This is a genomic window from Paractinoplanes bogorensis, assembly GCF_018829635.1.
GTDB classification, from domain to species: domain Bacteria; phylum Actinomycetota; class Actinomycetes; order Mycobacteriales; family Micromonosporaceae; genus Actinoplanes; species Actinoplanes bogorensis.
The window spans coordinates 264,477-287,892 of the sequence record NZ_JAHKKG010000003.1 but is presented as its reverse complement, the minus strand read 5'-3'; the positions used below and the strand labels follow the sequence as shown (position 1 = coordinate 287,892).

Genomic DNA, 23,416 nt, shown 5'->3' with positions numbered 1-23,416 from the left:
GAGTCGAAGATGGGCATACGGATGCCCGGCTCGGCACGCTTCACGATTACCCCCGTGGCTCGTCGCGTTTCGAGCGATATCTAAACATGGACAAGCATCAGTGAGCGACCCCGCGGAACGCGAGCCGCCTCAGGGCCGGGCGAAGCGACGCCGGGTCAGCCACAGAGCGGCGAATCCGGCGAGCACGAAGGCCAGACCACCCAGGGCCAGCGGCATCCCGGCCGGTCCGGTGATCGGCAGTCCGCCCCCGTCACCCGGTGCCGCCGGCGTGGCGGGTGTGGCCGTGGGTGTGGACGGCTTGGCGGCGAAACGGACCGGGAACGTCACCTTGTCGTTCGAGGGGTCGATCGACGCCGGGATGTCGACCACGTCGAGCTCGACCTTTCCGCTACGCCCGAACGTGCGATCGTTGGCCAGGGTCGGCATCGAGTGCGGGAGCCGGACCTCGCCCCCGGCCGGGAGTTCGTGCTGGACGATGCAGGCGAGCTGCCCCGGATCGGGGGTGCACTGGGCGCCTTCGAAGTCGACCGTCCCGCCGCGATACCAGTTGCCGTCGAACCACTCGTGCAGGGTGAACTCGCTGATCGGGTCGGGACCCAGGTTCCGCACGACCACGTCATAAGTCCAGGTGCTGCCGGGGGTTATCGGCCCCGAGGGCGGGTTCTCGACGGCGACGGCGAGGTCGGCACCGCGTACGGGAAGGACCTGAAGGGTTTTGGTGAGATCGCCGGTCGTGGCGGTCAGTGTGAACGGGTCGGCGGTGGAGACGAGCAGCGTCGCCGTCCAACCGAAGAGCCCGTCCTCGGGGTGGTCGACCGAGCAGGTCACCACCTGATCGTCGACGGCGCATGGCCCGGAATTGCGGCCACCACCCTCCCCCGTTCTGATCGCGCCGGGCCCGTCACTCTCGTAAGAGACGCCGACAGGCAACGTGAGGGCGACCGTGACTTCGGGCGTCCCGCCATCGACCTGGAGGGTGAACACCGCGGTCCGGCCGGGTACCGCCCGTTCGGGGCCGGACAGCGTCAACGTTCGGTCTTCGGGCGCCCGCGCGGCACCGAGCCCCGCCCCGCCGGCCACGAGCAGCACCAAGATCGCGATGCATCGACGTATCCCCATGGCCGCGGAGTATGGCAGTTGTTCACCTGGATGTCACCAGAGCGTGTATCCGCCGTCGATGACGAGCACCGAACCGGTGACGAACGAGGAGGCGTCGGCGGCCAGATACAACGCGGACGGCGCGATCTCGGCCGCCTGGGCGTACCGCTGCATCGGCACCTCGTCGATCCAGTAGTGCTTCCACTTCGGGTCGTCGATGTCGGAGATCTCGGTCTTGGTGTAACCGGGAGCCAGGGCATTCACCCGTACGCCGTGCGGTGCCCACTCGGCGGCCAGCGACCGGGTCAGGTGGTGCACGCCGGCCTTGGAGACGGCGTACGGGGCGTGCCACTGCGGCCGGTTGATGATCATGCCGGACATCGAGCCGATGTTGACGATCGAGCCGGTGCGGCGGCCGACCATCTGCTCCCCCACCACCTGGCTGGCCTTCCAGACCGCGTCCAGGTTGGTCGCCATCACCCGCTGCCAGCCCTCGTCGTCGAGGGTCAGCGACTCGCCGTGGATGCCCACCCCGGCGTTGTTGATGAGCACGTCGATCGGGCCGAGCCGCTCGGTGACCGTCTCGCGCATGGCGACCAGCGCGGCCCGGTCGGTGACGTCGGTGGTGACGGCGAGCGCGGCCGGGCCGACCTTGGACAGCTCGGCCACGGCCTCCTCGTTGCGCTCGGCGTCCCGCGCGGCCACCACGACCGACGCGCCCGCCTCGGCCAGCGCGATCGCGATCGCCTTGCCGATGCCGCGGTTGCCGCCGGTCACCACGGCCACCTTGCCGTCGAGGCGGAACAGGTCGAGGACGCTCATGCGGACTCCTTCAGGGAAACGATGCGGTGGGCCCGCGGACGGGTCGAGCCGATCAGTTCGGCGTTGACCTGATCCGAGCCGTACGAGCGGTCGTGTGCTTCCTGCGGACTGCGGCCGAACCGCTCGTGCCGGGCGATCAGCCGTTCCATCCGGACGTCCTCGCCCGGGTCCACGTACCAGACCTGGTCGATCAGGGCGGCCGTGGCGGCCCAGCGTTCGTCGTCGACGAGCAGGTAGTTGCCCTCGGTGACGACGAGCGGCGTCTCCCGGCGTACGGGAACCACGCAGGCGATCGACTCCTCGATGGACCGGTCGAACTCGGCCGCGTACACGATCTCGTCGGTCTGCGGCCGCAACCGGCGCAGCAGTGCTTGATAGCCCGCCGCGTCGAAGGTGTCGGCGGCGCCCTTGCGCGCGTGCCGCCCGAGCCGGTTCAGCTCGGCGTTGGACAGGTGGAAGCTGTCCAGGCCGACCAGCACGGCCTGGTCGCCCAGGGCCTCGGTGAGCTGCTGGGCCAGGGTCGACTTGCCGGCTCCGGGCGCCCCGGTGATGCCGAGGATCCGCCGCTGCCCGTCGGCCACCAGCGCGCGGGCCGACTCCACCAGGGAGGCGAGGTTGTCGCTCATGCGCGACCGCCCAGGGATTCGGGTGACTTGGCCCCGGTCATCACGGCCACCGCCTCTTCCATCGTGGTGCTGTTCGGGTCGACCAGGGCGATGCGCCGCCCCAGCCGGTGAATGTGGATCCGGTCGGCGACCTGGAACACGTTGGGCATGTTATGGCTGATCAGTACGACCGGCAGCCCGTTCTCGCGGACCCGCTCGATCAGGCCGAGCACCTGGTTGGTCTCGCGGACGCCGAGGGCCGCCGTGGGCTCGTCCATGATGACGACGCTGGTGGCCCAGGCCGCGACCCGGGCCACGGCGACCGCCTGCCGCTGACCGCCGGACAGGGTCTCGACCTTCTGCCGGATCGACTGGACGCGAATGCCGAGGTCGGCCATCTGACGGGCCGAACCGCGGCGCATGGCGGGCTTGTCGAGCTTGCGGAAGACCGTACCGAGAAAGCCTTTGCGCCGTTGCTCCCGCCCCAGATAGAGGTTCTGGGTGATGTCGAGCGCGGGGGCCACGCCGAGTTCCTGATAGACGGTCTCGATGCCGGCCTTGCGGGCGTCGAGGGCGTCGCGGAAGTGCACCTCCTCGCCCTTGAGCGAGATGGTGCCCGAGTCGGGGATGACCGCACCGGTCAGCGCCTTGATGAGGGTGGACTTGCCGGCCCCGTTGTCGCCGATGACCGCCAGGATCTCGCCGGCCCGCAGGTCGAAGTCGGTGTTGTCCATCGCCACCACGTGGCCGTAGTGCTTGGTCAGGCCGCGGGCCTGCAGAACTGTGGTCATCGCGTCTGCCTCGTCCGGACGAAGTGGTCGACGGCGACGGCGATCACGACCAGCACGCCCGTCGCCACCTGCTGATAGAGCGAGTCGATGCCGGCCTGGGTGAGCCCGTTGGCCAGCACGGTCACGATCAGCGCGCCGATGAACGTGCCGACCACGCCGCCGCGACCGCCGAACAGGCTGGTCCCGCCGATCACGACGGCGGTGATGCTGTCGAGGTTGGCGGTCCCGTAGCCGCTCGGGTCGGCCGTCGGGGTGCGGCCGAGCGCCTGCCAGGCGGCGAACGCGTAGACCACGGCCGCGGTCAGGTAGACGCTGAGCAGCACGCGTTTGACCTTGATACCCGTGAGGGCGGCGGCCGCACGATTGTCGCCGACGGCGTAGACGCGTACACCCCAAGCGGTCTGGGTCAACGCATAACCGAGCACCGCGGTCAGACCGATCCAGAGCATGACGCCGTACGTGATGTCGACGCCCCCGATCGACGGACCGTCGTTGAGGATGGTCAGCAGGTCGGAGCTGATCGGGTAGGACTGCGAGTCGGTGTAGAGCCGGGCCGCCGCGGTCAGCACCGACAGCACGCCCAGCGTGACGATGAACGGCGGCAGCGAGAACCGCGAGATGAGCACGCCGTTGAGGCCACCCAGCACGAGGCAGACGACCAGCCCGGCGACCAGCGCCCACAACGCGTTGCCGTCGGTGGCGAGCTTGCCGATGACCACCGCGGCCATCACCATGATGGCGCCGTTGGCCAGGTCGATGCCCGCGGTCAGGATGATGAGCGTCTGACCCAGGGCGAGCGTGCCGACCACCACCGACTGGGTGGCGATCAGCGACAGGTTGCCGGCGTTGAGGAACGTGCTGGTGGTCAGCGAGAAGACCAGCACGGCCAGGACGAGCGCGGCCAGCGGGCCGGCCACCTGGCTGCTGACGAAGGCGCGGACCGGACCGCCGCGGTCCTCCCCCTGTTCGAGGAGGGCCGCGTCGGCCGGCTTGGTGTCCGTCACTTCTCGCCCCAGCAGTTCTGCAGCCCCCACTCGGAGGTCTGGGACTCGAGTCCGGCCACCGGCTTGTCGGTGATCAGGACCGTGCCGGAGTCGGTCAGGCCGGACTTGGGCTTGGTGCCGTTCGCGATGTACTCGGCCGCGGCGGCCACCGCCATCTCACCCATCTTGCTGGGGAACTGCATCGCGGTGGCGCCGATGATGCCGTCCTTGACGTCCTGTACGCCGGAGCAGGCGCCGTCGACCGACACCGTGGTCACCTTGCTCTCGACACCCTTGTTCTTCATGGCCGTGTACGCACCGTGGGCGACCGGCTCGTTGATCGTGTAGACGAGGTTGATGTCGGAGTGGGCCGACAGCAGGTTCTCCATCGCCGACTGGCCGGTCTCGACGGTGCCCTTGGTGAGCGCCGAGCCGGCGATCTCCGGGGCGCCCTCGGCGATGCCGTAGCCCTCGAGGAACCCGTTGTGCCGCCCACCGGCCGGGCCGTCGGACAGGTCGAAGTCGAGCATCGCGATCCGCGGGTTCGACGTCACCGTCCCCTTGGCCCACTGGCCGATCAGCTTGCCGGCGTTGGTGTTGTCGGTGGCGAAGGTGGCGTCGGCGGCGTCGATCGGGGTGAGCGTCGCGTTCACGGTGACGACCAGGATGCCCTTGTCCCGGGCCTTCTTGACCACGTCGACGAGCGCGGTCGGGTTGGCCGGGTCGAGCACGATGGCCTTCACGTTGCGGGCGATCATGTTCTCGATCGCGGTCACCTGGGTGGCCGAGTCGCCGGGCACCTTGGCCTCGGCCTTCATGACCTTCCAGCCCTTGGCGGTGGCGGCGGCCTCGGTGGCCTTCTCGAGCGTGCCGAAGAACGGGTTCGACAGGTTCAGCTCGACGATGCCGATGGTGACGTCGCCTCCGCTTCCGCCCGAGGCGGCTTCGTCCTTGCTGCCACAGGCCGCGGCCCCGGTCAGCAGCGTCATGGCTATCCCGGCGGCGGCGAGTCGGCGAGTGGTGTTCATATCTGTGTCCTCCGATTGTTTGATCGAGGGCGCTGCGTAAGTCCAGCTCGTTACGGCTCATCGTGTGTTTCGTTACGTCGACTGTCAACCATCAAGTTCACACTTATGCGTTGTCGTCGACATAAGTGCTGTGGTTGACTGACGCCCGAATCGCACTTACACGTCATCGCCGGAAACCGGCGAGGCCACGGGGAGCACCATGATCGAAGACGGCCCGGGTCGCGTTCTCGAGCTCATCACCACCGGCTCGGCCCGCACCCGCTCAGAGATCGCCCACGTCACCGGCCTGTCCCGGTCGACCGTGGGCCAGCGGCTGGACACGCTGTTCGCCGCCCAGCTCATCTTCGAGAGCACGGAGAACGTGCCGTCCCGGGGCCGGCCGTCGCGCGGCCTCGAACTCAACCCGCGGGCCGGCGTGCTCATCTCGGTCGACGTCGGCGAGGAACGGACCCGGATCGCCGTGCTCGACCTCAACCTGGCCATCCTCGGCGACCGGGTGGCCCGGCTGGCCCTCGGCGACGGCCCCGAGGTGCTGCTCGACCGGATCACCGCGATCCTGCGCGAGCTGATCGGCCAGATCGGGCTCGACCAGTCCGCGGTGGCCGGGTTCGGCCTCGGCCTGCCGGCGCCGGTCGACTACGAGGCGGGCCGGGTGCAGGGCTGGTCGATCATGAGCGGCTGGGAGGGCTACGACATCCGGCGCCACCTGCGCCGCAGCTGGCCAGTGCCGATCCTCATCGACAATGACGTCAACCTGCTCACCCTGGCCGAGCACCGCCGGCACTTCGCCGACCAGCGGCACCTGTTCTTCGTCAAGGCGGGCACGGGCATCGGCAGCGGCATGGTCATCGACGGCGCCGTCAACCGGGGCGCGCAGGGCGCGGCGGGCGACATCGGGCACGCGCACATCGCCGGGTTCGGCGACCCGCAGTGCCGCTGCGGCAACCTCGGCTGCCTCGAGTCGCTGGCCGGCGGGTGGGCGCTCGCGCGCGACCTGGGCGAGGGGCACGACGCCCGCGACGTGGCCGAACGCATCCGCCGGGGTGACTCGGCCGCGGTGACCAGCCTGCGCAAGGCCGGACGCATCATGGGCGAGTCGGTCGCCTACGCCACCAGCCTGCTCAACCCCGACGTGATCGTGCTCGGGGGGCTGCTCGCAACCACCGGCGACGACCTGCTGGCCGGGATCCGGCAGGTGGTCTATCAGCGCTCGCTGCCCCTCGCGACCCGGCAGCTGCGGATCGTCGTCACCAAGTACAAGGCGCGGGCCGGGATCGCGGGGGCCGGCTACCTGGTACGCGACCATGTGCTGAGCCCGGCCGCCCTGGACGCCCGCCTGCTGATCGGCCGTTCCCCGTTCGCCGACGCCCTGTAGGCGGCCTCGCCCGCTCCCCACTTGCTGACGCCCTGCGCGCGACGCCGCTCCCCATTCGCTGACGCCCTTCGTTCCGATAGCTTGTAGGTGGAAACCTATAGGTGTTAGGTTTGGGGCATGGCGCGAGCGAACCTGTCCCCCGCGGTCGTTGTCGCCGCGGCGGCCGAGATGGCCGATCGCGACGGCTTCGAGGCGGTCACCCTGTCCGCCCTGGCGCGCCATTTCGGCGTGCAGACCGCGAGCCTCTATTCCCACGTACGGGACAGGGCCGCCCTGCTCGCCGGCGTGCACGAGCTGGCGATGGCCGAGTTGTCCGACCGCATAGCCATGGCCACGGCCGGGCGGTCGGGCCGTGACGCGCTGGTCGCCCTGGCCGAGGCCCAGCGCGACTACGCACGACAGTCACCAGGCCGCTGGACCGCGCTGCAACGTGGGTCAGCACCGTCCCCCGCGTCGGCCCGGCTCGTGTCGCTGACCTGGGCGGTACTGCGTGGCTACCACCTGTCCGACGACGACCTCGTGCACGCCACCCGCCTGCTCGGCGCCACCGTGAACGGCTGGATCGCCCTGGAGGGCAACGGTTTCGCCCACCGCGACCCCTCCCCCGACGTCTCGTGGGGGCGCGCGCTCGATGCCCTCGACACTGTTTTCCACTCCTGGAGTTCCACATGATCGACAAGTCCCTGATCCGCGGCGCCGCCGAGCTCGAGACCACGGAGCGTGGCCTGCGTCCGCACCGGTTGCCGTCCTGGGTCCGGCAGCAGTTCCCCGACGGGCAACTCCTCGCGATGGAGGCGCAACCGTCCGGCGTACGGGTCGCTCTGGACACCGCCGCGACCACCGTCTCCCTGGTCCTGCACTCGACCCGCATGTCCTACGTGGGTGCCGAGCGGCCCCGCGGACGAGTCGACGTGCTGGTGAACGGCTCGCCGGAGCTGAGCGACGAGCTCACTGGCGGCGACCGCCTCGAGATCGACCTGTCCACCGGACAGACGACGATGCACCCCGGCGCGGCTCATTCGACCACGGTCGCCGGGCTGTCGTCCGGGCCCAAGCGGGTCGAGTTCTGGTTGCCCCACAACGAATCCGTCGAGCTGGTCGACGTGCGCGCCGACGCCCCGGTCACGCCCGTCACGGAGAGCGCGCCCCAGTGGGTCCACTACGGCAGCTCGATCAGTCAGGGCTCGAACGCCCTGGCCCCGAGCGAGATCTGGCCCGCCGTGGCCGCCCGCCGGGCCGGTCTCGAGCTGCGCAACCTCGGCTTCGGCGGCAGCGCCATGGTCGACCCGTTCGCGGCCCGGGTGATCCGGGACGCGCCGGCCGACGTGATCAGCGTCAAGCTCGGCATCAACGTGGTCAACCTCGACGCCATGCACCGACGGATCTTCGTGCCGCTCGTGCACGGGTTCCTCGACACGATCCGCGACGGCCACCCGGAAACGCCGCTGCTGCTGGTGTCGCCGGTGTTCTGCGGCATCCACGAGGACACGCCCGGTCCCGGCGCCTTCGACCCGGCCTCGTTCGGCACCGGTCAGATCAAGTTCATCGCCACTGGTGACCCCGCCGGCGACCACCTGACCCTGCGGAAGATCCGCGCCGAGATGCGCGAACTGGCCGAACGCCGCGACGACAAGAACCTGCACTACGTGGACGGTCTCGACCTGTTCGGCGAGGCCGACGCCGCCGAGCTGCCGCTGCCCGACGCCCTGCACCCGGGTCCCGAGGCGCACCGGCTCATCGGCACCCGGTTCGCCGCGCTGTCCCCCGTGTCCGTCCCCAGGTGATTCCTGACGCCGGCCGCGACTCATGACGCACCCGTCCTGACCTGCGGTCTGACGCGGCCCCCGAACGTGTCCGTCAGTACCGAGCATGGCTGTCAAGTCTTTCCTGGGTCGCCCGGTTCTCGGGGCTGCGCTCGCCATGACGCTGTTGCTGTCGGGGTGCACCGCGGTCCTGGGACGGGTCGCGGTGCGGGTGGTCATGAAGATCGCCCAGGAGGTGCTGGTGACGGCCGGCGCCGACCTGGTCCACCAGCTGATCAGCGGCGCCGACGACCGCCCCACAGTAATGATCAATTACCAGGACAGCTCAGGACGACCGGCGACGGCCACATACGCGATCGACGACGCCAAGGCAATCGCGGTCTCCCAGGTCGACGGCCGTGTCGAGATCACCGGCGACGGCAAGCAGACGGTCGTCACCGTGCAGCCGCCGTCCACCGCCACCATCGAGATCGTGGGCAGTGACACGCAGGTCGCTCCCACCCATCGTCCGCCCGCACCGGAGCCGGCCGTCGACCTGACCGCCGCGTCCAAGGTCCTGTCCGGCACGTGGCAGGGCACCTACCGGTGTTCACAGGGGTTGACCGGCCTCAAGCTGGTCCTCTACCCGACCGGCGACGGCACCCTGCTGGGCACGTTCAACTTCTACGAGGTCCGCTCCAACCGCGGCGTGCCGAGCGGCCGCTACGCCATGGCCGGCGCCTACTCCGACAGCGGATTCGACCTGCGCGGCGACTACTGGGTCGATCAGCCCAGCGGTTACGGCATGGTCGACGTGGCGGGCGCCGTTCCCACCTCGTCCAAGGGACACCTCACCGGCCGTCTGGCCGAGCCCTGCAAGGGATACGACCTCAGAAAGGTCTCCACCAAGACCTCGAGACCACCGGTCTGACATCGATCAGGGAGTCGCGGTCAGGTCGTCGGAGAAGCCGGCCTCGATGCGGGGCCACTGCGGAATCGGCCGCCCGCCGAGCCGGGAATTGCTGCCGTCGACCGGCCATCCCTGCGGCCGCCCGGGCGGAGAGTCCTCCCACGGCTCCTGCCGCCCGAAGACGGTCAGATCCATCAGCGCCAGACTGCAGTCGGCCACCTCGACCCCGCGCACCGTCGTCCAATACGTCTCGAAAACCCGATCACCATCACGCACATAGGCGACCAGGTGCATCATCCCGATCCGCCGCCCGACCAGCAGCACGTCGAGCGAGTCCTGGGCCGAATACCACGGCATCCGCCAACCCATGAAATCGTGGTAACGGCGGCTTTCCCTTTTTTTTTTCAAGCAGAAGACGGCATACGAGATGTCCCGGGAGTGCAGGTAGGGCAGGTTCGTGACCTCGGTGTTGTTCCACGTGCAGCCCTCACACTGCTCGGCTGCGGGCCGCCCCGGATACCACATGAAGTAGTACGCGAGCAGCTGCCGCCGCCCCTCGAACGCATCGAGCAATGTGGTCGCCCCCTGCGCCCCGACGATCGGCGTGCCGCCGTCGACCTCGACCATCGGCAGCCGGCGCCGGGCAGCGGCAATCGCGTCGCTCTCGCGGGTGTGGGCCTTCTCCCGCACCCGGAGCCGCTCGATCTCAGCCTCAAATTCGGCCCGGCTCGCCACCACGGGCAGGGCAACCCCATCCGGAACCCCCGGCGCCGCACTCCCAGCAGAACTCCCCGCCGCCGCACTCCCAGCAGAACTCCCCGCCGCCGCACTCCCAGCAGAACTCCCCGCCGCCGCGCTCCCAGCAGAACTCCCCAGCGCCGCACTCCTAGCAGAACTCCCCAGCGCCGCGCTCCCGTCCACAGGGCCCTGCGCCCCGCTCCGGCCCGCGAGACCTGGAGCCCCACCCTGGTCGGCGTCCGGCCCGCAGCAATGCCCGTCGTATTCGTTCATCTCGTCCGTCATGACATCTCCTCCGTTCTCACACTTCCGCAGTCCGCTCCGGACCGCTTACTCCAACGGCGCCCGGACACGAACGGAAGCGGACAACGGAAGGTCCACGGATCGCTCGTCACGCCCAGCAACCGATGCGCGAACCGCTCAGTCGCCCGCGCAGTTCGATGCGCAGTTCGCTCATCCCCCGCGCCACGCAACTAGATGCGCGGACCGCTCATCTGCGCGCGCAACTCGATGCGCAGTTCACTCATCCCCGCCCTTCGTCATGCCCGCCGTGTTCTTCCTGCTGCACGCAACTCGATGCGCGGACCGCTCATCTGCACGCGCAACTCGATGCGCAGCTCGCTCATCCCCGCCCTTCGTCATGCCCGCCGTGTTCTTCCTGCTGCACGCAACTCGATGCGCGGACCGCTCATCTGCACGCGCAACTCGATGCGCAGCTCGCTCATCCCCCGCCACACAACTCGATGCGCGGACCGCTCATCTGCACGCGCAACTCGATGCGCAATTCGCTCATCCCCGCCCCGCCGTCGATGAGCGCCTCGCTCACCGAACCCACCAAAGGGCGGCCTCCGGGTGCAGCCGGCGGAACAGCTGGAACGCCTGTTCAACGTGCGGATCGATCGCTCGATGCGCACATCGTCGCCGTCATCGCTCGACCAGATGCGCGCACCGCTCACCCCATGGCGCACTTCTCGGACGCGACCGACTGGTGAACCGGTGGATGGTCGTTCTGTTCAGCGACCGTCGCGTGCCCGGCGGTCGGCGGCTTGAACAGGGCGGTAATGGCAGCCACCGGGATGGCCACGGCAGCGACGACCACTCCGGCCAGCACCGCGGCGCGCTCGTTGAACGCGTCGACCGCCACCCCGCCGATCAAGGCGCCCAGCGCGATACCGACATTGGCCGCGGAGGCGGGTAGCGACTGCGCGAGCACCCCGCCCGGACCGGCCAGGCTGACCACGCGATATTGCATCGACGGCGCCATGCCCATCGCGAACAGTCCGCACGCGAGAAGCGCGACCGCGACCAGAACGGCGACCGCGCCGGTCAGATAGAGCATCAGCAACGACAGCGCCAGACCCGCGGTACCGATGACCATGGCTCGGCTCGCGTTGGAGTCGGCGAAACGGCCGCCTCCGTACGAGCCGATTGCGGTCGCTACCCCGTACGCCAGGAGGAACACACTGACCACCCCACCTGTGACACCGGTGACAGATTGCAGGAAGGGCACGATGTAGGTCAGTCCGGCGTAGATCGCGGTGAACGTCAGAACGGCCAGCCCGAGCACGGCCAGCACCCGCGGAGCGAACGCGTGGCGCAGCTGGGCAGTGGTTCCACCCGCGGTGGCCGGCACCGGGGGGACGACGGCGAGCGTCGCGACCAGCGCCAGCAGCCCGAGCACGGCGGCCGCCACGAACGTCCCGCGCCAGCCGAGCAGCTGCCCGACCAGCGTGCCGAGCGGGACGCCCAGTGCGCCGGAGACCGCGGTGCCGGAGATGACCACGGCCATGGCCCGCCCGGCCCGTGAAGGCGGGACCGCCGCCGCCGCGGCCGCGAACGACGCGGCGATGAAGGCCCCCTGAAGCGTGCCGGTCAGGGTGCGGGTCACGAGCATCAGCGCGAAGTTCGTCGTCACCAGCGCGACCACGATGGTCACCACGAACAGCGCGAGCGTTCCGGCCAGCACCGTGCGCCGGTCGAGCCGGATGGTCAGCGCGGTGAGCACCGGACCGCCGAGGGCCAGGCCGAGGGCGTACGCCGTCACCAGCGCTCCCGCCGCCGGAACCGACACGCCCAGGTCGGCGGCCATCAGGTCGAGCACGCCGACCACGAGCAGCTCGGTGCTGCCCATCACGAACATGCCGGCGAACAGCGTGGCCAGGATCAGGCTCGGCATTCCCGCCTCCTCAGATAGCAACCATGTGGTTGCCATCCAAGCTATAGCAATCGTGCGGTTGCGTCAAAGAGCAGGGGGTCAAAGAAGAGGGGGTCAAAGAAGAGGGGGTCAAAGAAGAGGGGCGCAAGACGTGAAGTGAGCGAGCGACCTGAACCGCCGGACGGCCGACCGCGTATCCCCCGGTGTCCCGAGCCGACGGAGGAGACCGCGATGGATTCCGGCGATACCTACCCTCTGCTCTCCGGGGCAGCCGGCTACGCCTACCGTCCGGGCCAACCGGAGCCCGCGCCCGAGCCCGAACCCGTCGACGAGCCGCCCACCGAGGAGTTCCCTCCGGTTCCCGCGCTGCCGGAAGCCACCGTGCCGCCCCGCCGCCGCTCCAGAACCGCCGCCGTCCTCATCGTGCTGGCCATCCTCAGCGGCACCGGCGTTCTCGTCGCGGTCGCCCTGACCGGCAACCCGAGTGACCCGGCCGCCGCGCCACCTCCGACCGACGGACCGGCACACGGCGCCACCGGCCCACGGGCGTTCGAGGCCGGCACGTTCGAACTGGCCAGCAACGTCACCGAACTGAACCTCACGCTGGGCCGCCCCCGCGGTCCGGTCCGGGTCACCACCCCACCCGGCAGCGGCATCACCCCGTCGACCACGACCACCGGCACCGACCTGCGCATCACCACACACAACACCGGAACACCGGGCAACGGCCGCCTCGACGTCATGCTCGACGACCGCATCACGTGGACGATCCGGATGACCGGCGGCGTCCGCACCGCCACTTTCGCCCTCACCGGCGGCAACATCCGCGCCGTAGACCTCGACGGCGGCGCCGACGCGGTCTCCCTGGCGCTACCGGCGCGTCCCCTGCCGATCCACATGTCCGGCGGCATCCGCGAATGGACGATCAAAACCGAGACCCAGCTTCCCGTACGCGTCCAAGCGCAGCACGGCGCAGGCGAGGTGACCCTGTACGGCCGCAGGCAGAGCGGCATAGCCCCCGACACCACAGTCACCGCCGGCACCGGCACCGGCCTCGACGTCATCGCCACCGCCGGCTTCGGCTCCCTGGCCGTCCACCGCTGACGCGATGATCCAGACAGTCAGCCGAACAGGAAGCGGAACGCGTTGGCCGACAGCAGTTTGGCTCGTTGCGGCTCGGTGAGGAACGAGGCCGTGCGGACCACGTTGCCGGCCGGGCGCTCGCCCAGCGGATAGGGGTAGTCGCTGCCGACCACGACCCGGTCCTCGCCCATGGTGTCGACCAGAAGGCGCAGGGACGGCTCGCTGAACACCACCGAGTCGACGTAGAAGCGATCCACGTAGGCGCTCGGTGGCCGGGTCGAGCGGCCGCGCACCACATCACCGCGGTGGGTCCAGGCATTGTCGGCGCGGCCCAGCCAGTACGGGAAACTGCCGCCGCCGTGGGCGAAGCACAACCGCAGTGTCGCCGGCACCTGGTCGAGCACGCCGCCGAGGATCAGGGCCAGCGCCGACAGGTGCGTCTCGGCGGGCATGCCGGTCAGCCAGCGCGCCATCCACCGGTCGAGGCGCGGTCCCTCCGGCATGTCCCACGGGTGCACGAAGACCGGAGCCCCCACCGACGCGCAGTGCTGCAGGAACTCGACCACGCCGGCCGAGTCCAGGTCCTGGTCGCCGACGTGGTTGCCGATCTCGACGCCGACGTGGCCGGCCGCCATCGAGCGGTCCAGCTCGGCGCAGGCCGCGGCCGGGTCCTGCAACGGCACCTGGCAGAACGGGATCAGCCGCGGGTCGCCGCCGGTGATGTCCAGGGTCAGGTCGTTGAAGATGCGGGCCAGACCGGCCGCCTGGGCCGGGGTGCGGTCGTAGCCGAAGAAGACCGGGGTCGGCGACACCACCTGACGGTCGATGCCGTCGGCGTCCATGTCGGCCAGCCGCACCGCCGGATCCCAGCAGGACGAGTCGATCCGGCGGAACTCGGTGTCCCGGATCATGATGATCGCTTCGCGTTCCGACGAGACGCGGAGCCAGGGCCAGCCGGACCCGCCGCACTCGGCGGCGAGATCCGGCCACCCCTTCGGAACGACGTGCGTGTGTACGTCGATGACGTCCGGCAACGGTCAGCCCTTACCGGGGTGCAGTGCGCCGCAGTTCCCGCACGTACGGGCCTTCTCGTCGGAGTAGAAAGCCGTGAACACGGGCGGCAGGTCCTCGACGATGTCCCGCACCTGCAGTTCGACCTCGTGCACCAGGTGGTCGCACTCGAAGCAGTACCACTGGAACTTCTCGAGCGTGCCCTCCTCGCGCACCCGCTCGACGACCAGGCCGATCGAGCCCACCTCGGGCCGCTGCGGCGAGTGCGGCGTGTTACCGGGCAGCACCCACATCTCGCCTTCGCGGATGTGCACGTCCACCGGCCCGTCCGGGGTCATCGTCTTGACGTGCATGTTGCCCTTGACCTGGTAGAAGAACTCCTCGTACGGATCCACGTGGAAGTCCGTCCGCGAGTTGGGCCCGCCGACCACCATGACGATGAAGTCGTCGCCGGTCGGGAACATCTGCTTGTTGCCGACCGGCGGCTTGAGCAGGTGCTTGTTGTCCTCGATCCAGCCCGGAAAGTTGATCGGGTCGGTCATGACCCCTCCTCAGAAGACGACGGAACAGGCAGAGCGGCGACGGCTTGGATTTCGATCAGGAGGTGCGGATGCGGCAACTGGTGCACGGCCACGGTCGTACGGGATGGGCCGGAAGTGTCGAAATATGAGGCGTAGACAGCGTTGTAGCCGCCGAAGTCGTTCATGTTGACCAGGTAGGTCGTGATCTGCACGACGTCGGCCAGCGACGCCCCGACCGAGGCCAGGATGTCGGCGATGTTGTCGAGCACCGCGCGTGTCTGCTCGGCGATGTCGAGCGACGTGGTCCCCATGGCGTCGACCGAGGCACCGGCGATCGTGTTGTCCGGCCGGCGGCTGCTCGTCCCGCTGACGAAGGCGAACCCGTTGGCCACCTTGACGTGCGGGAATTTCCCCCGCGGGGTGGCCTTGCCGGAGACCAGGTGACCGGTCACGACGACGCCTTCAGCGAGGCACTGCCCAGGCTTTCCACTTCCACCCGTACGGTCTGACCGGGCCCCACCGGCACGGCGGCGGTGGCCGCTCCGGCGAGCACGATCCAGTCGTCCTCGAGTGTGCCGGCGAGCCGCAGCGCCTCGCGGAACGCCTCCCGCGGATCGCCCAGGATCGCCGCCGTGGAGCCGGATTCCGCCACCTCGCCGTCGACGATCAGCTGGACGCCGAGGCTGTCCACGTTGTCCGGCACGGGTTGCCAGGCGCCGACCACGAATCCGGCCGCCGACGTGTTGTCGGCGATCACCTCGTCGAGCGTGAACTTGAAGTCGAGCCACCGCGAATCGATCACCTCGAGGGCGGGGGCGACGGCCGAGATCGCCCCACCGCGTACGAGAAAAGCAACCTCGGGCTCGACCTTGGGATGGATGCGCGGACCCCGATCGAGCACCCCGCCGTCGTCGATCCGCATGGCGTCGGTGAGCCATCCCCAGATGACCGAGTCGACGCCCATCTGCTGCATCTTGGCCTTGCTGGTGAGGCCGAGCTTGACTCCGACGACGGTCTCGCCACGAGCCAGCCGCAGATCAACGACTTCCCGCTGTACGGCGTAGGGGTCACCCACCGGATACGTGCCACCCGGAAGCTCGGTGGCGGTGGTGAGCGCGTTGTCGAGGGCAACCGCGAGTGAGGTCACGACATGTCCAAACAGACGTTGGTGTACTCGGAATAGAAGTCGAGCGAGTGGCGGCCACCTTCGCGGCCCACCCCCGAGGCTCTCATCCCGCCGAACGGGGTACGCAGGTCGCGCAGGAACCAGGTGTTGACCCAGACCAGACCGACGTCGAGTTGCGCGCCGGCCCGCAGCGCGCGGCCCACGTCCCGGGTCCAGACCGTCCCGGCCAGCCCATACGCGCTGTCGTTGGCCAGCGCGAACGCCTCGTCCTCGTCGTCGAACGGCGCGATGTGACAGATCGGACCGAAGATCTCTTCCCGTACGGTCCGGGCGTCCTGGCCGAGCCCGGTGATGACGGTGGGCTCGATGTAGGAGCCGCCGTCGCGCTCGTCGCCGAAATGCGGCACTCCCCCGCCCGCGAGTACGGTCGCGCCCTCGCTGCGGGCCAGGTCGTAATAGCCGAGCACCTTGTCGCGGTGGGCCTTGGAGATGAGCGGCATCGTGCCGGTCGTCTCGTCGGTCGGCCAGCCGTACGTGAGCTGCTTGGCCCGCTCGGCCAGCCGCGACGCGAACTCGTCGAAGACCGACCGCTGCACGTACAGGCGCTCGGTGCAGAGGCAGACCTGCCCGCCGTTGGTGAAGCTGGACCGCACGCTGCCGGCCACCGCCGCGTCGAGGTCGGCGTCGGCGAAGACCAGTCCGGCGTTCTTGCCGCCGAGCTCGAACGAGACCGGCTTCACGCCCGGGGCGGCCGCCCGCATGATGGCGGACCCGGTGGCCGACTCGCCGGTGAAGGTGATCGCATCGACGTCCGGGTGGGTGGTCAGCCATTCGCCGGCCGCGTCCGGGCCGTGGCCGTGCACCAGGTTGAAGACGCCCTCGGGCACGCCGGCCGCGGCCATCACCTCGGCCAGCACGGTGGCCGAGGCCGGGGTCTCCTCGCTGGGCTTGACCACGACGGCGTTGCCGCAGGCCAGCGCGGGCGCGACCTTCCAGGTGAGCAGCAGCAGCGGCAGGTTCCAGGGCACGATGATGGCGACGACGCCGACCGGCTTGCGGACCGCGTAGTTCAGGGCCCGGCCGCCGCCCGCGGTGGCCGTGGTGAACGATTCGGTGCCGGTGGCGGCCACGATGTCAGCGAAGGCCCGGAAGTTGGCCGCGCCGCGTGGGATGTCGAGCGTACGGGCCTGGGTCAGGGTCTTGCCGGTGTCGGCGACCTCGGCCGTGACCAGGTCGTCGAAGCGCCGCTCGAGCTCGTCGGCGATCCGGCGCAGCACGTTGGCGCGTTCCTGTTCGGTCGTGCGCCCCCACGGCCCGCGGACCGCGGCTCGGGCGGCCGCGACCGCATCATCCACGGTGGACCGGTCGGACTCCGTCACCGTGAAGACGGTCTCGCCGGTGACCGGGGAGGCCTTGGCGAACGTGTTCACCGCCGGCCGGAACTCGCCGGCCACGAAGTTGCGCAGCAGGGGCGGGTCGCCGGCCTTCCCGGTCGCCAGGGCGGGGTCCCAGTTCATCGGACCACCCGCCGCAGCAGGGCGGCCGCCGCGAACGCCGCCACGCCGAGCGCCGCGGCCCCGAGCACCTGGTGCTGTCGTTTCACCCGGCGGCGGACCTCGGCGTACGGGGTCGTCGAGAACGACACCAGCTCGTAGCGCGACACATACTTGCCGGGCAGCCAGCGTTCGAGGGTGTGCTCGACGTTCTTGCCCGCCTTGAAGAACGGGTCGGCCACCTTGTCGCGCATCTCGACGAAGTTCGCGAGGGCCATCTCGGCGATCGCCTCGGAGTTCTCGCGACGCCCACGCTCGTACAGGGGAAGGGCCGAAGGCCAGTCGTCGCCGGTCGCGTCGAGGCAGCGGTCGAGCTCGACCACGTCCTCGAAGGCGGCGTTGGCGCCCTGGCCGTAGAACGGGACGATGGCGTGCGCGGCGTCGCCGATCAGCGCGACCCGGCCCAGCATCTGCCAGGGGCCGCACTTCACCGTGCCGAGCAGGCCGACCGGGTTGTGCCGGTAGTCGTCGGCCAGGTTCGGGATCAGCTCCATCAGGTCGGGGTAGTTGGTGCGGAAGTGGCGTTCGACCGCGGCCGGGCTGCCCAGCGAGGCGAAGCTGCCGGTGCCGGCGTTGGGCCAGAACAGGGTTCCGGTGAACGAGCGGTCCGGGTTGGGCAGCGCGATCATCATCGAGGTACCGCGGGGCCAGATGTGCAGCGCGCCCGGGTCGAGCGCGAACTCACCGTCGCGGGCCGGGATCGTCAGCTCCTTGTAGCCGTAGTCGAGGAAGCTGACCGACTCGGCAAAACCTTCTCCCGCGTACGCCATCAGGAGTCCCCGCGTCGCGGATCCGGCCCCGTCGGCACCCAGGATGATGTCGGCCTTGGCCTGGCTGCCGTCGGCGAACCCGAGCGTGCCGAGCGCCGGATCGAGCTCGGTCAGCGGGTGATCGAAGTGGATGGTCACGCCCGCGGTGCCGGCCGCCGCGTCGAGCAACGCGTCGTTGAGCGCGCCCCGGCCGATCGAGTTGATGGCCCGATCACCCGAGAGGCTGTACGCCTGGAAGTTGGCCTCGCCGCCGAGCGGGTGCACCATCCGGCCGCGCATCGGCAGCGCGTCCGCCAGCACCTGCTCCTCGAGGCCGATCCGGCGCAGCGCGTCGATGCCCCGCTCGGAGAGGGCCAGGTTGATCGAACGACCCCGCTCGGCCCCGGTGACCCGCGGGTCGGAGCGGCGCTCGTACAGGTCGACGGTGTAACCGCGCCGGCCCAGATAGCAGGCGAGCAGGCTGCCGGTCAGTCCGGCGCCGACGATCGCGACGTGCTTCATTTGGTCTCCCCGATGCAGGCCGCCAGCGCCGCCGCGGCCCGGTCACAGTCCTGATAGGACGAATACAGCGGGACGGGCGCGAACCGGACCACGTCCGGCTGCCGGGCGTCGGCGATCACGCCGTACTCGAAGCGCAGCCGCTTGGTGAGCGCACCGGCGTCGCCTTCGTGGAGGCGTACGGAAAGCTGACAGCCGTGCCGTTCCGGCTCGCGCGGCGTGATGATCGACAGCGGCCGGGTCGCCACCACCTCGTCCAGAAGGTCGCGCAGATACGAGGTGAGTCGCAGGCTGCGCTCGCGGAGGGCGGGCATGCCGACCTCGTCGAAGAGGCGTAGCGACGTACGGACGGGACCCATCGCGAAGATCGGCGGGTTCGACACCTGCCAGGCGTCGGCACTGCGCGGCGGCCGTGACTCCGGTGTCATCTCGAACCGGGTGGTCGCCTCGGTGCTCCACCAGCCCTCGAAGCGCTGCAGGTCAGGCCGGCCGTGGTGGCGCTCGTGGATGAAGACACCGGCCAGCGCGCCCGGCCCCGAGTTCAGGTATTTGTACGAGCACCAGGCGGCGAAGTCGGCTCCCCACTCGTGCAGGGCGAGGGGCACGTTGCCGGCCGCGTGCGCGAGGTCCCAGCCGACGACCGCGCCGGTTTCTCGTCCGGCCGCCGTGATCGTGGCCATGTCCATCAGCTCGCCGGTCAGGTAGTTGACGCCACCCAGCATCAGCAGCGCGACCGTGTCCCCCTCGGTGGCGAGGAATTCCAGGACGTCTTCCGTACGAAGGTTGTCCTCGCCGTCGCGCGGACGCAGACGGACCACGGCGTCGTCCGGGTCGAGACCGTGGAACCGGGCCTGACTGCGTACGGCATAGGAATCGGACGGGAAAGCCGCGTCCTCGATGACGATGCGGGTGCGGGAGCCCGACGGGCGGTAGAACGACACCATCAGCAGGTGCAGGTCGACGGTGAGCGAGTTCATCACCACGACTTCGGACGGCAGCGCACCGACGAGCCGGGCCGCGGGCTCGGTCAACAGCTCGTGGTAGGGCAGCCACGGCCGGTTCGCGTCCAGGTGGCCCTCGACCCCGAGCCGGGCCCAGTCGTCGAGGTCCTCGTTCAGCTCGACGCGGGTCGCCTTGGGCTGCAACCCGAGCGAGTTCCCGGCGAAGTAGGCGACCTCGGGGAAGTCACCGCCCTCGGCCGGCGGGATGTGGAACAGATGGCGGTGGCCGGGATCCTGCTGGTCGTTCATCACATTTCCGTCCGCGAGGTCCAGAGCTCCGGGAACACCGGGCGGCTCATGCTGCGCTGCAGGAAGGCCAGCCCGTTGGAGCCGCCCGACCCGCTCTTCGCGCCCATCGTGCGCTGCACCGCCTTGAGGTGCAGGTAACGCCAGTCGCCGAACCGGTCGGCGACCTCGGTCAGCGCCTCGCCGAGCATCCGCATGTGGTTGCCCGGGCCGGGATCGCGGTAGACGCGCACCCAGGCCTCGGCCACCGACGGGTCGGCCTCGTGCTCGACCGCCACGTCCCGGTCGAGCAGCTCGGGCTTGAGGTCGTGCCCCTGGCGGGCCAGCAGCAGGATCACCTCGTCCCAGAGGCTCGACCGGTGCAGGGCCGCGGTCAGGTCGTCGAAGGCGTCGCTGCCGCGGAACGGCCGGATCAGCGACGCGGTGCGCAGCCCGAGAAGGAACTCCACGTGACGGTACATCGCCGACTGGAAGCCGGAGCCCTCACCGAGCAGATCGCGGAACTTGTTGAAGTCGGCCGGGGTCATCCAGCGCAGCGTCTGCCAGGCCGCGTTCAGGCCCTCGAGGTGCAGGGCGGCGCGGCGCAGCGGGGCCAGGGCGGGCCAGATCTCGTCCGCGCGGACGTGGTCGCGGGCCAGCTCCAACTCGTGCCGGACGAGCTTGAAGTAGAGCTCCATGATCTGGCTGACCACCAGGAACGACATCTCGCCGGGGTCGCCGCTGAGCGGGCGCTGCAGGGTGTGCAGGGTGCTGGCGTGCACGTACGAGTCGTAAGGCACCCGCCGTCCGAACTCCAGCGTGGGTGCCCCGCCGTTGCGCGCCACCCGGGCGTCGCGCTCCTCGGCGGTGGTCGGACGAACCGTATCCACGATCTCTCCTCTGACGGGCGAACCGCTCCATGATTTCGCTGCCCGGGGCCCGTTCGGAATGCCGAATTAACGGCTCTGACCTCGTTGACCGTGGCAATGGTGGCTAGATTTGAGAAATCGCTTAACGATCGGAAGGTGGGCCGGATGGACGCGATGGATTGGGCCCTGCTGGGCGAATTGCAGGACGATGCGCGGCTGTCCTTCAGCGAGCTGTCCCGGCGGGTGCACCTGTCGCCACCGGCCGTGGCCGAACGCGTCCGCCGGCTCGAGGAGACCGGCGTCATCACCGGCTATCACGCCCACGTCGACCTGGCCAAGGCCGGGCGCCGGGTGCTCGGGCTGATCCGGATGTCGTGCTACGGCCCGACCTGCGTGCTGCGCGACGACAAGGTGGCCACCTGGCCCGAGGTTCTGGAGATCAACCGGGTCACCGGCGACACCTGCTGCGTGCTCAAGGTGGCGGCCGCTTCGATGGACGCGTTCGCCGAGGTCACCGACCGGCTCGGCAACTACGGGACGCCGTCCAGCACGATGATTCTGGCCACCCCGCTGGGCTGGCAGCCCATCGCGCGTTTTTAGTAGGATCGAACAAAATGGTCTACGGGGAGGTAGGCGTGACGGAGCCGCTCGAGGAGACTCCTTCCGCGCAGGTCGGTCCGCGCATCCGCGAGTTCCGCAAGCAGCGCGGGTTGACGCTGCGTAGTCTCGCCGCTCGCGCCGGGTTGTCGATCGGGTTCCTGTCCCAGGTCGAGCGGGGCATCTCGTCGATCGGGCTGACCGCCCTGGGCAGTGTGGCGAGCGCGCTCGGCCATTCGGTCGCCGACTTCTTTGACGACGCCCCCGTCACCGACCCTGTAGTGGTCCCGATGCCGCGGCACTTCACGCTGACCCGGGGCGAGAACGCCGCCGTGCAATACGTGTCGGGCCAGCAGACCTACCGCATGCTGTCCGAGCGTGGGGCGGGCCTGGTGCTCGAGCCGATGGTCGTGCACATCGCGCCCGGCGGGCGGCGGGAGAACGCGTACGGGCATGCGGGCGAGGAATTCGCTTACGTGATCTCCGGCGAGCTTCTCTACGAGGTCGACGGGGTCGAGCACCGGCTGCACCCCGGTGACAGCGTGCATCTGCGCTCGTCCGTGCCGCACGCCATGTACAACGACACCGAAGAGGTCACCACCGTCGTCTCGGTAGTGACCCCGCGACTCTTCTAATGCGCTCGATCGCGCATACGCCGCTACAGGCGGTTAAGTTCGACCGGCGGACAACAGCGGCTTCGCCGACGTCGTCCGACGGTCGAACTTAACCGCGCGGCAATGCGCTCCTCGCTGGGCTGTTCACGAGCGTGAAATCTGGCGCTCCACCTCGGCCATCGTGGCCGCCCAGATCGGCGAGGCCGGCGCGATCACGTCGAAGTGGTCGCCCGGCAGCTCGAGCAACGTGATGTTCGAGGCTTTCGCGAACCGCCGGTTGATGTCGACCAGGTCGAGCCCGTCCCCGCTCCCCTGCACCAGCAGCGCCTCCGAGGCCAGCGGCAGCCGCGCCATCGGGTCGCTCGCCGCATAGACCTCGGGCCGCTCGTCCGGCGTCCCGCCCAGCGCGGTCGTGATCGCCCCTTCGCCGAGGAACCGCCGCTGACCCTCGTGCAGGTCGAGCACCCCGGCCAGCGAGACCGCGAGTGCCAGATCCGGGTCGTCGGCGGCCAGGCGCAACGCGAGCTGTCCACCCGCCGAATGCCCGAACAGCACGATCGGCGCCCCCGGGTGGCGTTCCCGGGCCTTGGCCACACCGGCCGCGATGTCGGCCGTGGTGGCGTCCCAGCCGTTGCGGTCGGGTCGCCGATATTCCAGGTTCCAGCTGACCCAGCCCCGTCCGGCCAGATCGATGGCGAGCGCGTCCATCAGGTCGGCGGCCCAGATCGACCGCCAGAACCCGCCGTGAATGAGAACCCCGACCGGCGCCACGGCGGGGGCGGCCGCGGCGTCGGTCGGGGTCCGCTCGTCGGCCCACTGCTCGGGGTGGGCTCCGTAGGACACGCGCTCGGCGGGCGCGCGGAAGCTGTGCACGGCGTGGCGGATGGCCCAGGCCAGCCCCCAGACGCCGCGACCGTGCAGGTGGTGCGGCCCGATCGGTTCCGCGGCCACGGTCAGGTCGTAGAGAACCGCGCCCGTCACACTCGAATCGGCCGGCACGACCACGATCGGACCGTCGTGCGCCTCGTGCTGGCCGGCCACGCGCAGGCCGACGCCCAGCTCGTCGGCTGTGCTCTCGGCCAGCGAGATCAGCAGGTCACGGTCGGCGTTCAGATCCGGCCCGAGCACAAGCAGAACATCCATGGAGGCGCTCCTCAAAGCTCTGTTGATCATGCGTCGTGGCCCCGGCCAGAACCCACCCTCCCAGAGGGGGGGACCTCCACCACCAGCAATTGTGACGAGAAATGCTGATCTTTGGAGGGCGCCGGCCCATGATCTGTGGACAAGCCGCGCGCTGTGGA

At 69.8% G+C, this 23,416-nt stretch carries 24 protein-coding genes; 7 read left to right on the top strand and 17 right to left on the bottom strand.

The genetic code is table 11. From position 1 onward, the window contains the following. Positions 1-129 precede the first annotated feature (129 nt). Genes KOI35_RS09940 through KOI35_RS09915 form a run of 6 tightly spaced genes read right to left on the bottom strand, consistent with a single transcriptional unit; the run spans position 130 to position 5,327 of the window. Complete coding sequence (locus tag KOI35_RS09940) at positions 130-1,119, bottom strand: hypothetical protein (protein ID WP_215785826.1); 990 nt, start codon at positions 1,117-1,119, stop codon at positions 130-132. 33 nt (positions 1,120-1,152) lie between these two features. Continuing rightward, positions 1,153-1,920 carry an SDR family NAD(P)-dependent oxidoreductase gene (locus KOI35_RS09935; protein ID WP_215785824.1) on the bottom strand — a complete coding sequence of 256 codons (768 nt, stop codon included), beginning with the start codon at positions 1,918-1,920 and terminating at the stop codon, positions 1,153-1,155. Beyond that, complete coding sequence (locus tag KOI35_RS09930; RefSeq protein WP_215785822.1) at positions 1,917-2,546, bottom strand: nucleoside/nucleotide kinase family protein; 630 nt, start codon at positions 2,544-2,546, stop codon at positions 1,917-1,919. The genes KOI35_RS09935 and KOI35_RS09930 overlap by 4 nt, the downstream gene beginning before the upstream one ends. After that, complete coding sequence (locus KOI35_RS09925; RefSeq protein WP_215785820.1) at positions 2,543-3,316, bottom strand: ATP-binding cassette domain-containing protein; 774 nt, start codon at positions 3,314-3,316, stop codon at positions 2,543-2,545. The genes KOI35_RS09930 and KOI35_RS09925 overlap by 4 nt, the downstream gene beginning before the upstream one ends. After that, on the bottom strand, positions 3,313-4,320 hold the full coding sequence (locus tag KOI35_RS09920) for an ABC transporter permease (protein WP_215785818.1): 1,008 nt from the start codon (positions 4,318-4,320) through the stop codon (positions 3,313-3,315). Before KOI35_RS09920 ends, KOI35_RS09925 begins: the two co-directional genes overlap by 4 nt. Beyond that, positions 4,317-5,327: a substrate-binding domain-containing protein gene (locus KOI35_RS09915; RefSeq protein ID WP_215785816.1), complete on the bottom strand. Its 1,011-nt coding sequence runs from the start codon at positions 5,325-5,327 to the stop codon at positions 4,317-4,319. Before KOI35_RS09915 ends, KOI35_RS09920 begins: the two co-directional genes overlap by 4 nt. A gap of 199 nt (positions 5,328-5,526) precedes the next feature. Between KOI35_RS09915 and KOI35_RS09910 the strand changes: the two genes are divergently transcribed. From KOI35_RS09910 to KOI35_RS09895, 4 genes are all read left to right on the top strand, one after another. After that, on the top strand, positions 5,527-6,702 hold the full coding sequence (locus tag KOI35_RS09910) for an ROK family transcriptional regulator (RefSeq protein ID WP_215785814.1): 1,176 nt from the start codon (positions 5,527-5,529) through the stop codon (positions 6,700-6,702). A gap of 117 nt (positions 6,703-6,819) precedes the next feature. Further along, positions 6,820-7,374 carry a TetR/AcrR family transcriptional regulator gene (locus KOI35_RS09905; RefSeq protein WP_215785812.1) on the top strand — a complete coding sequence of 185 codons (555 nt, stop codon included), beginning with the start codon at positions 6,820-6,822 and terminating at the stop codon, positions 7,372-7,374. After that, entirely contained in the window at positions 7,371-8,486 is a 1,116-nt protein-coding gene (locus KOI35_RS09900) for a GDSL-type esterase/lipase family protein (RefSeq protein WP_215785809.1), read from the top strand. The genes KOI35_RS09905 and KOI35_RS09900 overlap by 4 nt, the downstream gene beginning before the upstream one ends. A gap of 85 nt (positions 8,487-8,571) precedes the next feature. Beyond that, entirely contained in the window at positions 8,572-9,375 is an 804-nt protein-coding gene (locus KOI35_RS09895; protein ID WP_215785807.1) for a hypothetical protein, read from the top strand. Positions 9,376-9,381: 6 nt separating this feature from the next. On the opposite strand, the gene KOI35_RS09890 is transcribed toward KOI35_RS09895, so the two are convergent. Together KOI35_RS09890 and KOI35_RS09885 are read right to left on the bottom strand one after the other, a co-directional pair. Then, positions 9,382-10,089, bottom strand: a complete 708-nt coding sequence (locus KOI35_RS09890) for a DUF899 family protein (protein ID WP_308120883.1) — start codon at positions 10,087-10,089, stop codon at positions 9,382-9,384. A gap of 955 nt (positions 10,090-11,044) precedes the next feature. Further along, positions 11,045-12,268, bottom strand: a complete 1,224-nt coding sequence (locus KOI35_RS09885) for an MFS transporter (RefSeq protein ID WP_215785805.1) — start codon at positions 12,266-12,268, stop codon at positions 11,045-11,047. A gap of 210 nt (positions 12,269-12,478) precedes the next feature. Between KOI35_RS09885 and KOI35_RS09880 the strand changes: the two genes are divergently transcribed. Beyond that, positions 12,479-13,351: a hypothetical protein gene (locus tag KOI35_RS09880; RefSeq protein WP_215785803.1), complete on the top strand. Its 873-nt coding sequence runs from the start codon at positions 12,479-12,481 to the stop codon at positions 13,349-13,351. A 17-nt stretch (positions 13,352-13,368) separates the two neighbouring features. Here KOI35_RS09880 and KOI35_RS09875 read toward each other — a convergent pair whose 3' ends face one another. The 8 genes from KOI35_RS09875 to KOI35_RS09845 are packed head-to-tail and all read right to left on the bottom strand — an operon-like array spanning position 13,369 to position 20,928. Beyond that, positions 13,369-14,364, bottom strand: a complete 996-nt coding sequence (locus tag KOI35_RS09875; protein ID WP_215785801.1) for an amidohydrolase family protein — start codon at positions 14,362-14,364, stop codon at positions 13,369-13,371. Between the two features lie 3 nt (positions 14,365-14,367). Continuing rightward, entirely contained in the window at positions 14,368-14,883 is a 516-nt protein-coding gene (locus tag KOI35_RS09870) for a 3-hydroxyanthranilate 3,4-dioxygenase (protein ID WP_215785799.1), read from the bottom strand. Then, complete coding sequence (locus tag KOI35_RS47185) at positions 14,880-15,314, bottom strand: RidA family protein (protein ID WP_308120882.1); 435 nt, start codon at positions 15,312-15,314, stop codon at positions 14,880-14,882. Before KOI35_RS47185 ends, KOI35_RS09870 begins: the two co-directional genes overlap by 4 nt. Continuing rightward, a complete protein-coding gene (locus KOI35_RS47180; protein WP_438870597.1) occupies positions 15,311-16,024 on the bottom strand; it encodes a 2-keto-4-pentenoate hydratase in 714 nt (237 codons plus the stop codon). The genes KOI35_RS47185 and KOI35_RS47180 overlap by 4 nt, the downstream gene beginning before the upstream one ends. Continuing rightward, the gene (locus KOI35_RS09860) at positions 16,006-17,505 is read right to left on the bottom strand and encodes a 2-hydroxymuconic semialdehyde dehydrogenase (RefSeq protein ID WP_215785797.1); all 1,500 of its coding nucleotides are present in this window, start codon (positions 17,503-17,505) and stop codon (positions 16,006-16,008) included. Before KOI35_RS09860 ends, KOI35_RS47180 begins: the two co-directional genes overlap by 19 nt. Further along, positions 17,502-18,812: an FAD-dependent oxidoreductase gene (locus KOI35_RS09855; RefSeq protein WP_215785795.1), complete on the bottom strand. Its 1,311-nt coding sequence runs from the start codon at positions 18,810-18,812 to the stop codon at positions 17,502-17,504. The genes KOI35_RS09860 and KOI35_RS09855 overlap by 4 nt, the downstream gene beginning before the upstream one ends. Next, entirely contained in the window at positions 18,809-20,059 is a 1,251-nt protein-coding gene (kynU, locus tag KOI35_RS09850) for a kynureninase (protein ID WP_215785793.1), read from the bottom strand. The genes KOI35_RS09855 and kynU overlap by 4 nt, the downstream gene beginning before the upstream one ends. Beyond that, entirely contained in the window at positions 20,059-20,928 is an 870-nt protein-coding gene (locus KOI35_RS09845) for a tryptophan 2,3-dioxygenase (protein WP_215786533.1), read from the bottom strand. The genes kynU and KOI35_RS09845 overlap by 1 nt, the downstream gene beginning before the upstream one ends. A gap of 141 nt (positions 20,929-21,069) precedes the next feature. Between KOI35_RS09845 and KOI35_RS09840 the strand changes: the two genes are divergently transcribed. Next, positions 21,070-21,504, top strand: a complete 435-nt coding sequence (locus tag KOI35_RS09840) for an Lrp/AsnC family transcriptional regulator (RefSeq protein WP_215785791.1) — start codon at positions 21,070-21,072, stop codon at positions 21,502-21,504. A gap of 35 nt (positions 21,505-21,539) precedes the next feature. Next, the gene (locus tag KOI35_RS09835; RefSeq protein WP_308120880.1) at positions 21,540-22,136 is read left to right on the top strand and encodes a helix-turn-helix domain-containing protein; all 597 of its coding nucleotides are present in this window, start codon (positions 21,540-21,542) and stop codon (positions 22,134-22,136) included. 123 nt (positions 22,137-22,259) lie between these two features. Here KOI35_RS09835 and KOI35_RS09830 read toward each other — a convergent pair whose 3' ends face one another. After that, entirely contained in the window at positions 22,260-23,258 is a 999-nt protein-coding gene (locus tag KOI35_RS09830; RefSeq protein WP_246612866.1) for an alpha/beta hydrolase family protein, read from the bottom strand. Positions 23,259-23,416: the final 158 nt, after the last annotated feature.